Genomic DNA, 12,653 nt, shown 5'->3' with positions numbered 1-12,653 from the left:
GGCATGACTTACGCGATCGAAGCGGAAGGGCTCGTCAAGCGGTACGGCGACAAGACCGCGCTGGACGGCGTCGGCCTGCGGGTCAGGACCGGCACCGTGCTCGGCGTGCTCGGCCCCAACGGCGCGGGCAAGACCACCGCCGTCCGCATCCTGGCCACCCTCGCCGCCCCCGACGCCGGCCACGCCACGGTCGGCGGGCACGACGTCGTCACCCAGGCCCGCCGGGTCCGCGAGCTGATCGGCCTGACCGGCCAGTACGCCTCGGTCGACGAGAAGCTGACCGGCACCCAGAACCTCGTGCTCGTCGGCCGCCTGCTCGGCCTGTCCAGGACGGCCGCCCGGGCCAGGGCCGCCGAGCTGCTGGCCAGGTTCGGCCTGGAGGAGGCGGCGGGCCGGGCGGCGGCCGGCTACTCGGGCGGCATGCGCCGCCGGCTGGACCTGGCGGTCAGCCTGGTCAGCCGGCCCCGGATCCTGTTCCTCGACGAGCCGACGACCGGCCTCGACCCGCGGGCCCGCGGCGAGCTGTGGGACGTGGTCAGGGAACTGGTCGCGGACGGGGTGACGGTCCTGCTGACCACCCAGTACCTGGAGGAGGCCGACCAGCTCGCCGACGACCTGCTGGTCATCGACCGCGGCCGGGTGGCGGCGAGCGGCACGCCGGCCGAGCTCAAGTCGCTGGCCGGCGGCCACCGGCTGGACGTCCGGCCGCTGCACGCCGCCGACCTGGAGAAGGCCGGCTCGATCCTCGGCGCCACGGCCGTGGACGGGCTGCTCAGCGTGCCCGTGCACGACCTGGCCGCGCCGCCCGACCTGCTCAGGCGGCTGGACGACGCCGGGATCGTGCTGGCCGAGCACGCCCTGCGCCTGCCCTCCCTCGACGACGTCTTCCGCACACTCACCGGAGCAAGCTCATGACCACCGCGATCTCCCAAGGGCTGACGCTCGCCTGGCGCAGCCTGATCCCCCTGAAGAACAACCCCGGCCAGCTCGCCGGGCTGCTGCTCCAGCCCGTCTTCATGATCGTCATCTTCGTCTACCTGTTCGGCGGGGCGGCCGGGGGCGACCGGGCGGGCGCGGTGTCGTACATGCTGCCCGGCGTGCTCGTCCAGGTGGCGTTGATGGCGACGATCACGACGGGCATGAACCTGGCCACCGACATCGGCAACGGCGTGTTCGACCGGTTCAGGACCATGCCGATCGCCAGGTCGGCGCCGCTGGCCGGGCGCATCATGGCCGACCTGCTGACCCTGCTGATCACCATCGCCATGTCGCTGGCCGTGGGGTACGCCGTCGGCTTCCGCGTGCGGACCGATCCGCTGAGCGCGCTGGCCGGGATCGGCCTGGTGCTGCTCATGGTGACGGCCCTGAGCTGGGGATCGGCCTGGATCGGGCTGGTGGCCAAGTCGGTCGCCTCGATGCAGGGCATCGCCACCGCCGTGCTGCTGCCGCTCACGTTCGGCAGCAGCGCCTTCGTCCCCGCCACCGACCTGCCGGGCTGGCTGACCTGGTGGATGGGCGTCAACCCGGTCTCGCACCTGGCCGGCGCGCTGCGCGGTCTCCTGGTGGGCGGCCTGGCGGCGTCCGACGTGTGGATCACGCTCGGCTGGGCCGCCGCGCTGCTCGCCCTGTTCGCCCCCTTCGCCCTCCGGGCCTACAACAGGAAAGTACGATGATCGCGCTCTCCTACGTGGTGCTGCCGACCATCGAGTAGAGCTCGGCCGGCGGCAGGGCGGCGCCCTCGGCGAAACGGCGTTCGAAGAGCTCGTCGCCGAGTGCCCTCCTGGCCGCCGCGCGTCCTTCCGTGGTGTCGGGCGAGGTGTCCTGCGGGACGGCCGCCGACGCCGCGCCGAACAGCACCGCCGCCCGTTCCTGGTCGCCCGCGGCCTGCGCCGCCAGCGCGAACCCGGCCAGCGTCATCGACAACAGCGGCCGGTCCGGGCTGACGTCGCCGAGGACGTCGAGCGCCTGGCGGTGCCGGGCCAGCGCGGCGTCCAGGTCGCCGGCGCGGGCCAGCGCCCGGCCGTAGGAGGTCAGGTACACCGCGGTGATCTGCGGCACCCGGGGAGCCGCGGCGACGACGCCGTCCATGTCCCGGTAGATCGCCAGGCTGCCGTCCAGGTCGCCGAGCCGCTCCTGGTAGGCGGCCTCGCCCAGGCCGAGCATCACCAGCGTCCACGGCGAGGTCTCCTCGCCCACCCGGGACCTGGCCATGGCGAGGTCGGCGCCCGCGCCGTCCAGGTCGTCGACCCGCAGGCGCAGCTGGGCCAGCCGGATCAGGGTGGAGATCGACTCGTCGTCGCTGATCCATTCGCTGGTCAGCGACCTGGTCTCGGCGATCAGGTCGTCGGTGCCTGCGCCGCGCTCGGCCCGCAGGTCGGCCAGGCCCAGCAGCGCCTCGCTCAGCCCCCAGCGGTCGCCCAGCCGGCGGAACCCCTCGACCGCCCGTTCCAGCTCCCGCTCTCCCCCCGCCTGCATCCGGCCGCCGATCATCAGGGCGGCGGACGACAACCACAGGTCGTCGCTGCGGGCGTAGTCGCCGATCAGCGCGGCCGCCCGCTCGTCCTGCCCGGCCGCCGCGGCCATGACGACCCTGCTGATCAGCAGCAGCGGGTGCACCGGCCCCTCCTGGACCGCCCGCTCCACCAGCTCCTCCATCCGGGTCGACAGCTCCAGCATGGCCGCCCGGTCGTTGCTGATCGTCCCGAACACGTCGACGCCGTAGGCGAACATGCAGGACGTGTACGCCCCCGCGAGCCCCGGCGGCGGCGTGTCACCCGCCAGGTCGAGCGCCTGCCTGGCCCAGGCCGCGCTCTCGCGGCGGTAGCCGCACATCCACCAGTACCAGTTGAGCGCCCCGCACAGCCGCAGCGCGGGCCCGGCCTCCCGCCGGTCGATCAGCCAGCGCAGCGCCGCCGCGAAGTCGTCGCGTTCCGCCGCCAGCCGTTCGATCCACTCCACCTGCGTGGCGGTGCGCAGCTCGGGCACCGCGCGTTCGGCCAGGTCGAGCAGGTGACGGGCGTGCCGGTCGCGGTACTCGGCGGTCTCGTCCGCCTCGGCCAGCCGTTCCAGGGCGTAGGCGCGGATGGTCTCCAGCATCGAGTACCGGCCTTCGGGCGACAGGCGCACCAGGGACTTGTCCGCCAGCACGCCGAGGACGTCGGCCGTGCCGCCGCACACCTCCTCGACGGCCTCCAGGGTCGCGCCGCCGGCGAACACGCCGAGCCGCCTGGCCAGCACGCGTTCCCGCTCGTCGAGCAGGTCCCAGCTCCACTCCACGACCGCCCGCAGCGTCTGCTGGCGCGGCAGCGCGGTACGGCTGCCGCCGTCGAGCAGCCTGAACCTGTCGTCCAGCCGGTCGGCGAGCTGGCGCGGCGTCATCGTGCGCAGCCGGGCGGCGGCCAGCTCGATGGCCAGCGGCATGCCGTCGAGCCTGCGGCAGAGCGCGACCACGGCCGGCGCGTTGCCCTCGTCCACGGCGAACGACGGACGAGCCGCCGCCGCCCGGTCGACCAGCAGCCGCACCGACGGGTACGCCGCCGCCTCGGCGGGCCCGGCCCCCGACGGCGGCGGTTCGAGCGGCGGGAGGGGCAGCAGCCGCTCGCCCGGCACGTTGAGCGGCTCCCTGCTGGTGGCCAGCACCCGCAGCTCGGGACACTCGTCGAGCAGCCGCTCGACCAGCACGGCCGCGGCCGTCACCACGTGCTCGCAGTTGTCCAGCACGACCAGCGCGGGCCGCTCGCCCAGCGCCGCGGCGACCTGCTCGACCACGTCCTTGGCCGCCTCGGGCGGGCGGTAGCCGGGGCCATCGTCGCGCAGGCCGAGCGCGTCGAGCACGGCTCCCGGCACGCCGGCCGGGTCGCTGACCGAGGCCAGTTCCACCATCCACGCCACGACCGCCCGCCGGTCCCCGGCCTCTGCGGCCGTCAGAGGTGTGGCGGGTTCGGTGGACAGCTGGAGGGCCGCCTCGGTCGCCAGCCTGGTCTTGCCGGCGCCGCCGGGCCCCACGAGCGTGACGAGCCGGTCGTCGCGGAGGAGGCCGGTGAGCCGTGCGAGCTCGGCCTCCCGGCCGATGAAGCTGGTGCGCGGCTTGCGTACGTTGCCCTTCGGCCGGCTCTTCGGCCGGCTCCTCGGCCAGACGACCGGAGGCTGCTCCGCGGACAATACGGCCAGGTGCGCGGCCCGCAGCTCGGCGCCGGGATCGACGCCCAGCTCGTCGGCCAGCCGGTGGCGGGTGCGTTCGAACAGCTCCAGCGCCTCGGCCTGCCGTCCGGACGCGGCCAGCCCGCGCATGGCCAGCCCGACCAGCCGCTCGCGCAACGGGTGGGCCGTCACCTCGACGGCGAGCTCGACCGGCCGCCCGGCCGCCAGCAGGCGCTCGGCCCTGGCCTCGACCGCCGCCAGCCGCTCCTGCTCCAGCGCGGTCGCCGCGTCCGCCAAGTAGGGGACGGACGTGAGATCCGCCAGCGCCGCCCCACGCCACAACGCCAGCGCCCGGTCGGCGTCCTCGCCCGCCAGCCGCCGGAACGCCAGCGCGTCCACCTGCTCGGCGGGGAGCGTGAGGGCGTACCCGCCGGGACGGCTGTCGATCACCTCGTCCGGCCTGAGCGCCGCCCGCAGGCGTCTGACCAGCGTCTGCAGCGCGTTGGCCGCGTTGGCGGGCGGCTCCTGCGGCCAGAGCACGTCGATCAGCCGCTCGGCCGTGACCGTACGGCCCGCTTCGAGCGCCAGCACGGCCAGCAGCGCGCGCAGCCGGAGACCGCCGACCACGACCGGTCCCCCGTCGTTCTCGACCTCCAACGGCCCCAGGATGGATATCCGCACCCACCACATCCTGCCCTGCCTGCGCACATGCTCCGGTAGAGATCTTTCCCCCGCCCGTTTCCTCCCATGGATGAACTCTTTCCACCGTCGCGCACCCGCCGTCCTGTTTTCGCGGACACGGAACGTCATCGGTCGCTAACGTTCCGCCCGTGATCTCCTCCCAGCACGAGGCGCTGCACCGCGTCTTCCGTGACAATCCAGAGCTCTGCACGAGCGTCTTCAAGGTGCTCGACATCCCCTTCCCGTCACCGACCGAGGTCGCGGTGGTGGACACCGACCTGACCGAGATCAAGCCGATCGAGCGGCGCGCCGACACGATCATGATGTTCACGTCCTTGAGGGACGGCACGTGGTCATCAGCGAGTCGCAGTCCAAGCCCGACGACCGCAAGACCGCGGCCTGGGCGCACTACATCAGCCACGTGCACGTCAAGTTCGGCTGCCCGGTGACGCTGCTGGTGATCTGCCAGGACGAGGCGACCGCCAGGTGGGGCCGCCCTCCCGAAGACGATCGGCCTGCCGGACTGGCCGACGCTGTCCGTCCGCGCGGTCGTCGTGGGCCCGCACAACATCCCCGTGATCGACGACCTCGCCGAGGCGGTGAACGACGTGGTGCTCACCATGTTCTCGGCGCTGACCCACGCCCGTTCCAAGGAGGTCACTGCCATACTGGAAGTCCTGGCAGACGCCTTGGACACCACCGACACCACCGACACCACCAGCGCGGGACACATCGCCGAACAAACGGAAGTAGGCCTCGGAAACACCGACGCCCGACGAATCTGGAGAGACTGATGGCGACCAAGACCTACCGCTACCAGTCCGAGTACGCCCAGATGCTGCGCGCCGAAGGCGAAGCCAAGGTGCTGCTGATGATCCTCGACGGCCGTGGAGTGGTGATCCCCGACGAGGTGCGCCGGCGCATCACCTCATGCACGGACACCACCGTCCTGGAAGCCTGGATCGAAAGGGCCGTTCACGCCGACCGGCTCTGTGAGGTGTTCGGGTCAGGCCTGGAGGAGGGTGAGGAGGCCGGCGGCGATCAGGGCGACGGCCCACATGCGGTCCACGTTGAACCAGGCGCGGCGTAGGATCGTCAGGCCGAGCACCTCGTAGACCACCAGGGCCACGACGCCGGCCACCACGAACATGGCCAGCGTGTGCAGGGCCGCCACCGCCAGTCCCCCTGAGACGGCGTGGCCCGCGTGGCCCTCCGCGCGCAGCCCGGTGAGCACGGGCAGCAGCATGAGCCCGGCGCCGTGCGCCGACGACATCAGGAACGACCAGCCGGCGAGCTGGGCGAGCGACAGGCGCATGCCCACCCACCGGAAGTGGCGGGTGGACAGCAGCCGCCACAGCCCGAACGCCACCAGCACCAGCCCGCCGACCACCGGCAGCGCCGCGCCCGTCACCAGGGAGCCGGTGGCGGCCACGACCAGCGCGACCAGGGCCACCGACGCCAGGTGGCCCAGGGCGATCACGGGGATCGACTGGAGCAGCAGGTCGCGGCTGCGCTCCTGCAGGCCGCGGGCCACCGCGAAGAGCCAGCCCATGGCCGGGTTCAGTCCGTGGAAGGCCCCGAGCAGCAGGACCGTCGCGGTGCTCATGGCGGGCATGTGGCGGTGCTCCTGGCGGGCATGGTGGCGGGCACGGTCACGGGCATGGTGGCGGGCATGGTGGCGGGCATGGTGGCGGGCAGGGTGGCGGGCACGGTCACGGGTAGCAGTAGGAGTCGGAGGAGGCGTCGCCGCCCTGGAGGCGTACCTGGTGGGGGCGCAGGCCGCGGAAGGCGTCGCCGTGGGGGAAGAAGGCGGTGTCGAAGGTGAAGGAGTCGGCGTCGACCTTGGCGAGCCAGGCTCCGACGCCCTCGGGGTAGAACTGGTCGTCCCAGGAGCCGTACAGGGAGTTGGTGAGGTAGACGCGGCGGCCGTCGCGGCTCACCTCGACCATCTGGGGGCCGCCGCGCAGCGGGAGGCCGGGCTCGGCGGGGTGCGGGGTGCGCCGGGTGATGCCGCCGATCCGCAGGGATCCCAGCTCGACCGGCTTGTACGGGTCCGACACGTCGTACTGCTTCAGCTCCCCGGTGCCCCAGCACGAGACGTACAGGCGCTGGTCGTCCACGGACAGGGCGATGTCGGTGACCAGCGGCGGCACGGCGGCGAACGGCTGCAGCACGGGCGGCAGCAGGGCGGGGTCGGCCGGTTCGGCGGGGATGGTGATGACCTTCCGCGCCTGCCAGCGGCCGTCCTCGTGGAACCACAGCCAGACGGAGGCCGACAGGTCCTCGACGCTGGTGACCACGCCGACGAAGCCGTACAGGCGGGTGGGGTCGTGGGCGGGGCGCAGCTCCAGCGGCATCTGGTGCTGGTCGCCCAGGTCCACCTCCTGGACGTGCCGGCGCTTGCGCAGGTCCCAGAAGTGCAGCTTGTGGCCGTACTTGCGGCCGAGCAGCAGCTCGCCGACCACGCCGTCCTCGATCATGGACGGCGTGCCCCACTCGGAGGTGATCAGCACGTCGTGGTTGATGTGCCACCAGAAGTCGTAGGCGAGGTACTGCGGCCCGCGGTCCAGCTCCCACCGGCCGAGCACCTCGAAGGAGGTGTGGTCGAGCACGGCGATGCCGCCGGGGCCCTCGGCTCCGTCCGCGCCGCCGAGCGCCGAGACGTACAGGCCCTCGGGGCCGCAGTGGACGGTGTGCGGGCGGGAGTAGCCCGCCCGCCTGGCCAGCGACTCGGCGTCGATCACCTTGACCAGCTCGGGGCTGATCCGGTCCTTGGTGTCGTAGATGTGGATGCGTGAGGAGCGCAGGCCGGGGACCACCAGGTAGCGCCGCTCGACGTGCGGGTGCGGCGCGTTGGGGCACAGGGCGCTGCTGCAGGCGTTCCAGCCGAAGTGGTGCAGCTCGTCGCCGGTGCCGGGCAGGTCGGTCCAGCCGATGACCGTGCCGTAGGCCGGGGAGGCGGGGTCGGTGTCGAGCACGGCCAGCGCGTCCGGACGGTTCGCCGACCGGTCGAAGGCGGCGACGTAGGCCAGCTTCTCCACGGGGGCCTCGACGGCGTCGCGCGGGGAGGGGTAGAACGTGGGGTCGGGGGTCCAGAGAGCCATGACACCAGATATTCACGAGTATCCCTACTGGGTCAATAGGCATCAGCGCCGCAAAGCACAGCCACCGACCGACTGAATCGGCACATATCGCGCGATACCGTTAAGTGTGTTCTTCGGTATCACGGACATCTGGACCTACGTCGTCGGCGCCTTCTTCATCGTGCTGCTGCCGGGCCCGAACTCCCTGTACGTCCTCAGCTTCGCCGCCCAGCACGGCGTCCGGCAGGGCTACCGGGCCGCGGCGGGCGTCTTCCTCGGCGACACCGTCCTGATGGTGCTCGCCGCCGCCGGGGCCGCGTCCCTGCTGCGCGCGACGCCCGCGCTGTTCACCGTCGTCAAGTACGCCGGCGCCGCCTACCTGGCCTGGCTCGGCTTCCAGATGATCCGCGGCGCGGTAAGGGCCTGGCGGGCCCGTCCGGGGGCGGCGGACGAGTCCGGGGCGGCGCCCGCGCGGCAGGCCCGGCCGTTCCGCAAGGCCCTGACGATCAGCCTGCTGAACCCGAAGGCGATCCTGTTCTTCCTGTCGTTCTTCATCCCGTTCGTGGACCCCGGGTACAGCGCCCCCTGGTTGTCGTTCCTCATCCTGGGCGCGGTGATCCAGATCTTCAGCGTGCTCTATCTCACCACGCTGATCTTCTCCGGCACGTTCCTGGCCGGCCAGTTCCGCCGGCACCGGAAGCTGAGCGCGGGCCTGACCTCGGGCGTCGGCGCGCTGTTCCTCGGGTTCGGCGCCAAGCTCGCCACGGCGTCACTCGGCTGAAAGCCAGGTTCAAGGGTGAACTGGTTTCGTATGGAACAGATGGAACGCGGCAAAAGCGGCAGTCCTACTCGCCGGGCTCCGGTACGGTAGGCCACCGGCCTTCGGGGTCGCACCGGGCGGAGTCGCACCCGGCGGTGACGACGACCGGTCCATCCGGCAAGCCTGGACCCCCGAAGCCCGGGTAGACGCTGATCGTCGGCCTATCTGCGGAGCAGCCTTGAACCACCATCCGGTCGCACTCCCCCGTCTGACCGCGCTCGCCCGTCAGGCGGCCCCCCGCCTGCTCGAAGGCGTGGTCGCCCCCCTGCTGGTGTTCTACCTCGCCATGGTCGTGCTGGGCTTCAAGTGGGCCCTGGTGGCCACGGTCTCCTGGGTGTACCTCGGCGTGGCCTGGCGGCTGGCCAGAGGGGTCAAGGTGCCCGCCACCATGTTCCTGGCCGCGTTCGCGGTCACGGTGCGGGCCCTGGTGTCGTTCTGGACGGGCACCTGGATGTGGTTCTTCATCCAGCCGGAGCTGGGCACGATCTGCATCAGCATGGTCTTCCTGGCCTCCGTCCGCTTCAACCGGCCGCTGGTGCAGAAGCTCACCCTCGACTACATCCACCTGCCGTCGGCCGTGCTCAAGCACGAGCGGGTGCGCAGGTTCTTCGCCAGGATCACGCTGCTGTGGGCGTTCGTGCTGCTGGCCAACTCGACGCTGAGCATCTTCCTGGCGGTCTACGAGAAGCTGGAGGGCTCGCTCGGCGCGTTCATGGTGCTGCGCACCTCAGCGGTGGCCGTGATCAGCGGGCTGGCGATCACGTTCTCGATCCTGGCGTTCAAGCGCGTCCTGGCCAGGCTGCACGTGGCCCACGCCTGACCGTTCGGCCAGCAGGAACGCTCCACACATCCCCATCACCAGCCCGGTCAGCATGCCGAACAGCTCGGCGAAGTCCGCGACGCCCGTGCCGCCGTAGGCCAGCGGGCCGCCCGTGGACCTGACGATCATCGAGAACAGCCCCCAGGCGAACAGCGAGCCCGACCCCAGCCAGGCCAGCGCCAGCGGCCGCCAGAACGGGCCGTTCCCGCGCCGCCTGACCAGGGCCACCAGCGCGGCCGCCCCGCCCACCGCGAGCAGCGCCTTCAACCCGTTCTGGACGGCCTGCACGGTCCCGTCGAACGCCATGACGACGCGCAGCACCGCGACGGCGGCCGCCACCACGAGCGCGCCCCACGCCACCACCTCCTGGAACGACCTGGTCGCGCTCGGGAACGGCAGCCTGACCGGGGTGGTGAAGACGGCCGGCCAGCGGTCGCGGGCGTAGAGGGCGAAGGCCGCCATGAGGGCGACGCCCAGGGTGATGAAACCGCCGTAGACGACCAGATAGACCCAGGTCTGGATGGGACCGCCGCTGAAGATCGCCAGGCCGCCGATGAGCACGATCAGCGGGGTCGTGGCGGCCAGCACCGACAGCAGGCCGGTGCCCACCCAGAGCGGCAGCAGCACCAGCCAGGCGGGCAGCCGCATGCCCCAGCGCATGGTGAAGGCCAGCGCCAGCAGCAGCCCGGCGGCCTCCATGGCGAAGGTCAGCGCGTTCATCCCGAGCATCTGCCCGCTGTCCATGAGCGCCGGGTCGGAGACGCCGACGGGGTCGCCGGTCAGCCAGAGCGTCTTGATCGTGAGGTAGGGCAGCGTGGCGGCGACCGCCACGATCGCGGCGGTGAGCCGGCCGATGCCCGCTCGCTGTTCTGTCATGCCCCCGATCGTGCGCCTCAGGCGGGCCGGTCCCCTCCCGAGCGGCGGGGATCCGCCTCCCCCTCGTGGGGGAGCTCGACGGCCAGCTGGAAGCCGTCGCCGTCGGGGCCGGCCGTCAGCGTGGCGCCGGCCAGCCGTACGCGCTCGCGCAGCCCCGCCAGGCCCAGCCCGCCGCGCCGGGCGCTGGGACGCGAGCTCGGCGGGCCGTTGCGCACGACCACCCGGTGCGGCGCGACCGACACGGCGACCGCCGCGCCCGGCGCGTGCTTGGCCGCGTTCGTCAGCCCTTCCTGGACGACGGCGTGCGCCAGCTCCGGCGACGCCCCCGGCGCCACCTCCAGGGTGATCGACATGCCGGAGTCCCTGGCCCGGCCGACCAGCTCGGCGACGTCCTCGCCCACCGGGGACAGCGGGGCCTCCTCGGCGTCCTCGCGCAGCAGGCCGATGATCTGGCGCAGCCGCTCGGTCGCGTCGGCCGCCGCCATGCGCAGCTCGCCGGCCGCCTTGACCTGGGCCGGGCCGAGGCCGGGGGCGAGTTCCAGCCCGCCGGCGCGGACCGCGATCAGCGCAAGGTCGTGGCCGAGCGAGTCGTGCATCTCGCGGGCGATCCTGGCCCGCTCGCGCAGCCGCGCCTGCGCCTCGACCGACAGCCGCGCCTGCCGCCGCTGCTGGAGCACACCCCGCCGGAGCAGCCCCAGCAGGTACGGCAGCACGTACGTGCCGACCAGCCCGGTGCCCATCGACACCCACAGCGCCAGGTCACCGCCCTGGAGCAGCACGGCCCCGCAGCCGATGGCCGTGATCAGGCAGAACACGGCGCCCGCGGGCCACAGCCGGGTCGTGCGCCGGCCGGTGAGGTAGGCGTACCAGATGATGAACGGCGAGGTGGCGAGCAGCGGCAGGATCTTCACGCCGCGCCGGGGCAGCAGCCACGTCAGGTCCACCGTCGCGAAGCCCTCGGTGAAGGTCCACGGGCCGAGCGGCAGCAGCAGCACCAGCGCCGCCAGCGGCCAGGGACGGCCCACGAGCACGGCCAGCGCGGCCAGCCCCACCCTGGGCAGCGTCACCAGCACGAACCCGGCCGGATCGGCGAACGGGTCGGGGCCCATGGCGGTCACGAAGATGCCCAGGACGGCCCACAGCAGCAGGTCGAGGACGACCTGACGGCGGTTCTCACGACGCAGACGGTTCACGCACCGACGTTATCCGCCGCCGGGCGGGGCCGGTCCCGCCCGAAGGTCAGGCGGCGCCCCTGACGAAAGTCAGGGTGGGGCCTGGTCCAGTGATCACGGTGGTGCTACCCCCACCTGAAAGGCGGATACCTCCTCTCCTGTGTCCGGGGCGCGCAACCGGTTTGATCGTGGGTGTCACGCGGAAGTCGCACTCCCGCCCCTGACGAAAGTAGGGGGTGGCGCGGGTCGATGGGCCGATGTGCCATGACCTGCGGAATTTCTACCTTCATGGGGTAGGCGGCCCTGACCCTCCTAGGGGACGGGCCCGCGTTCGACCGGGGGCATCCCCGATGTCCCCGGTCCGCTCACGCCGACAGGCTTGGTGAGTGCCCTGACGATCGGAGTCCACGCATATGTCGCACGCCATTCTCGACCTCGTCCAGCAGGTGATGTCATCGCCATGGCTGTACGTGGCGCTGTTCGCCCTGGCGCTGCTCGACGGGTTCTTCCCCGTCGTGCCCGCCGAGACGTCGGTCATCACCGCGGCGGTGTTCGCCGCCTCCGGCCAGACCAACCTGGCCCTGGTGATCCTGGTCTCGGCGCTCGGCGCGTTCGCCGGGGACCACGTGTCGTACCTGATCGGCAACAGGTCGGCGGGGCGGCTGCGGGGCAAGAAGGCGTTCGTCTGGGCGCGCGGCGCGCTGGCCGAGCGGGGCGGGCTGGTGCTGGTCGTGGCCAGGTACATCCCCGGCGGGCGGACCGCGACGACGCTGACCATGGGCGCCGTGGGGCATCCGCTGCGCTCGTTCACGTTCTTCGACGCCATCGCGGCGAGCTCGTGGGCCGTGTACTCCGGGCTGATCGGCTTCTTCGGCGGCATGGCCTTCGAGAACGACCCGATCAAGGGCCTGCTGCTGGGCCTCGGGATCGCGCTGTCGATCACCGGCCTCGTCGAGCTGGTGCGGTGGGCCAGGAAGCGGCGCGCCACCCAGCCTTCCCCGGAGCGTCTTCCGGTGGACACGTCCGTTTGACCCTGTCGGGCAACCATCCGTCTGAAAGGA

At 72.4% G+C, this 12,653-nt stretch carries 13 protein-coding genes; 8 read left to right on the top strand and 5 right to left on the bottom strand.

Going from position 1 to position 12,653, the window contains the following annotated elements:
- Positions 1 to 3 precede the first annotated feature (3 nt).
- Entirely contained in the window at positions 4 to 915 is a 912-nt protein-coding gene (locus AB0J71_RS29110) for an ATP-binding cassette domain-containing protein (protein ID WP_364416944.1), read from the top strand.
- On the top strand, positions 912 to 1,673 hold the full coding sequence (locus AB0J71_RS29105) for an ABC transporter permease (RefSeq protein ID WP_352327566.1): 762 nt from the start codon (positions 912 to 914) through the stop codon (positions 1,671 to 1,673). Before AB0J71_RS29110 ends, AB0J71_RS29105 begins: the two co-directional genes overlap by 4 nt.
- Positions 1,674 to 1,683: 10 nt before the next feature.
- On the opposite strand, the gene AB0J71_RS29100 is transcribed toward AB0J71_RS29105, so the two are convergent.
- The gene (locus AB0J71_RS29100; protein WP_364416942.1) at positions 1,684 to 4,821 is read right to left on the bottom strand and encodes a BTAD domain-containing putative transcriptional regulator; all 3,138 of its coding nucleotides are present in this window, start codon (positions 4,819 to 4,821) and stop codon (positions 1,684 to 1,686) included.
- A 149-nt stretch (positions 4,822 to 4,970) separates the two neighbouring features.
- Between AB0J71_RS29100 and AB0J71_RS29095 the strand changes: the two genes are divergently transcribed.
- From AB0J71_RS29095 to AB0J71_RS29085, 3 genes are all read left to right on the top strand, one after another.
- The gene (locus AB0J71_RS29095) at positions 4,971 to 5,270 is read left to right on the top strand and encodes a hypothetical protein (RefSeq protein WP_364416940.1); all 300 of its coding nucleotides are present in this window, start codon (positions 4,971 to 4,973) and stop codon (positions 5,268 to 5,270) included.
- A 126-nt stretch (positions 5,271 to 5,396) separates the two neighbouring features.
- The gene (locus tag AB0J71_RS29090) at positions 5,397 to 5,615 is read left to right on the top strand and encodes a hypothetical protein (protein WP_364416938.1); all 219 of its coding nucleotides are present in this window, start codon (positions 5,397 to 5,399) and stop codon (positions 5,613 to 5,615) included.
- A complete protein-coding gene (locus tag AB0J71_RS29085) occupies positions 5,615 to 5,911 on the top strand; it encodes a hypothetical protein (protein ID WP_364416936.1) in 297 nt (98 codons plus the stop codon). The genes AB0J71_RS29090 and AB0J71_RS29085 overlap by 1 nt, the downstream gene beginning before the upstream one ends.
- On the opposite strand, the gene AB0J71_RS29080 is transcribed toward AB0J71_RS29085, so the two are convergent.
- Together AB0J71_RS29080 and AB0J71_RS29075 are read right to left on the bottom strand one after the other, a co-directional pair.
- Positions 5,828 to 6,436, bottom strand: a complete 609-nt coding sequence (locus AB0J71_RS29080; protein WP_352327570.1) for a hypothetical protein — start codon at positions 6,434 to 6,436, stop codon at positions 5,828 to 5,830. The genes AB0J71_RS29085 and AB0J71_RS29080 overlap by 84 nt on opposite strands.
- Before the next feature lie 97 nt (positions 6,437 to 6,533).
- On the bottom strand, positions 6,534 to 7,925 hold the full coding sequence (locus AB0J71_RS29075; RefSeq protein WP_352327571.1) for a selenium-binding protein SBP56-related protein: 1,392 nt from the start codon (positions 7,923 to 7,925) through the stop codon (positions 6,534 to 6,536).
- A gap of 106 nt (positions 7,926 to 8,031) precedes the next feature.
- Between AB0J71_RS29075 and leuE the strand changes: the two genes are divergently transcribed.
- Both leuE and AB0J71_RS29065 read left to right on the top strand, forming a co-directional pair.
- The gene (gene leuE / locus AB0J71_RS29070; protein WP_364388986.1) at positions 8,032 to 8,685 is read left to right on the top strand and encodes a leucine efflux protein LeuE; all 654 of its coding nucleotides are present in this window, start codon (positions 8,032 to 8,034) and stop codon (positions 8,683 to 8,685) included.
- A gap of 217 nt (positions 8,686 to 8,902) precedes the next feature.
- On the top strand, positions 8,903 to 9,544 hold the full coding sequence (locus AB0J71_RS29065; RefSeq protein ID WP_352322688.1) for a VC0807 family protein: 642 nt from the start codon (positions 8,903 to 8,905) through the stop codon (positions 9,542 to 9,544).
- Here the strand turns inward: AB0J71_RS29065 and AB0J71_RS29060 are convergent.
- Both AB0J71_RS29060 and AB0J71_RS29055 read right to left on the bottom strand, forming a co-directional pair.
- Positions 9,452 to 10,420, bottom strand: coding sequence for a hypothetical protein (locus tag AB0J71_RS29060; protein WP_352322689.1), 969 nt, complete (start codon positions 10,418 to 10,420; stop codon positions 9,452 to 9,454). The two genes, AB0J71_RS29065 and AB0J71_RS29060, sit on opposite strands and share 93 nt — an antisense overlap.
- A gap of 17 nt (positions 10,421 to 10,437) precedes the next feature.
- Entirely contained in the window at positions 10,438 to 11,613 is a 1,176-nt protein-coding gene (locus AB0J71_RS29055) for a histidine kinase (protein ID WP_352322690.1), read from the bottom strand.
- A gap of 392 nt (positions 11,614 to 12,005) precedes the next feature.
- Between AB0J71_RS29055 and AB0J71_RS29050 the strand changes: the two genes are divergently transcribed.
- Positions 12,006 to 12,623: a DedA family protein gene (locus tag AB0J71_RS29050; RefSeq protein WP_352322691.1), complete on the top strand. Its 618-nt coding sequence runs from the start codon at positions 12,006 to 12,008 to the stop codon at positions 12,621 to 12,623.
- Positions 12,624 to 12,653 lie beyond the last annotated feature (30 nt).

The sequence above is a fragment of the Nonomuraea sp. NPDC049637 genome (genome assembly GCF_040675235.1).
Taxonomy (GTDB): Bacteria; Actinomycetota; Actinomycetes; order Streptosporangiales; family Streptosporangiaceae; genus Nonomuraea.
The sequence above is the reverse complement of the archived record's forward strand: the minus strand, read 5'-3'. Positions and strand labels throughout refer to the sequence as shown.

What these genes read in the sequence shown, in the direction of transcription:
- AB0J71_RS29110 (WP_364416944.1), top strand. Translation starts at nt 4, where the DNA reads ATGACTTACGCGATCGAAGCGGAAGGGCTCGTCAAGCGGTACGGCGAC.
- AB0J71_RS29105 (WP_352327566.1), top strand. Translation starts at nt 912, where the DNA reads ATGACCACCGCGATCTCCCAAGGGCTGACGCTCGCCTGGCGCAGCCTG.
- AB0J71_RS29085 (WP_364416936.1), top strand. Translation starts at nt 5,615, where the DNA reads ATGGCGACCAAGACCTACCGCTACCAGTCCGAGTACGCCCAGATGCTG.
- AB0J71_RS29080 (WP_352327570.1), bottom strand. Translation starts at nt 6,436, where the DNA reads ATGCCCGCCATGAGCACCGCGACGGTCCTGCTGCTCGGGGCCTTCCAC.
- AB0J71_RS29075 (WP_352327571.1), bottom strand. Translation starts at nt 7,925, where the DNA reads ATGGCTCTCTGGACCCCCGACCCCACGTTCTACCCCTCCCCGCGCGAC.
- AB0J71_RS29060 (WP_352322689.1), bottom strand. Translation starts at nt 10,420, where the DNA reads ATGACAGAACAGCGAGCGGGCATCGGCCGGCTCACCGCCGCGATCGTG.
- AB0J71_RS29050 (WP_352322691.1), top strand. Translation starts at nt 12,006, where the DNA reads ATGTCGCACGCCATTCTCGACCTCGTCCAGCAGGTGATGTCATCGCCA.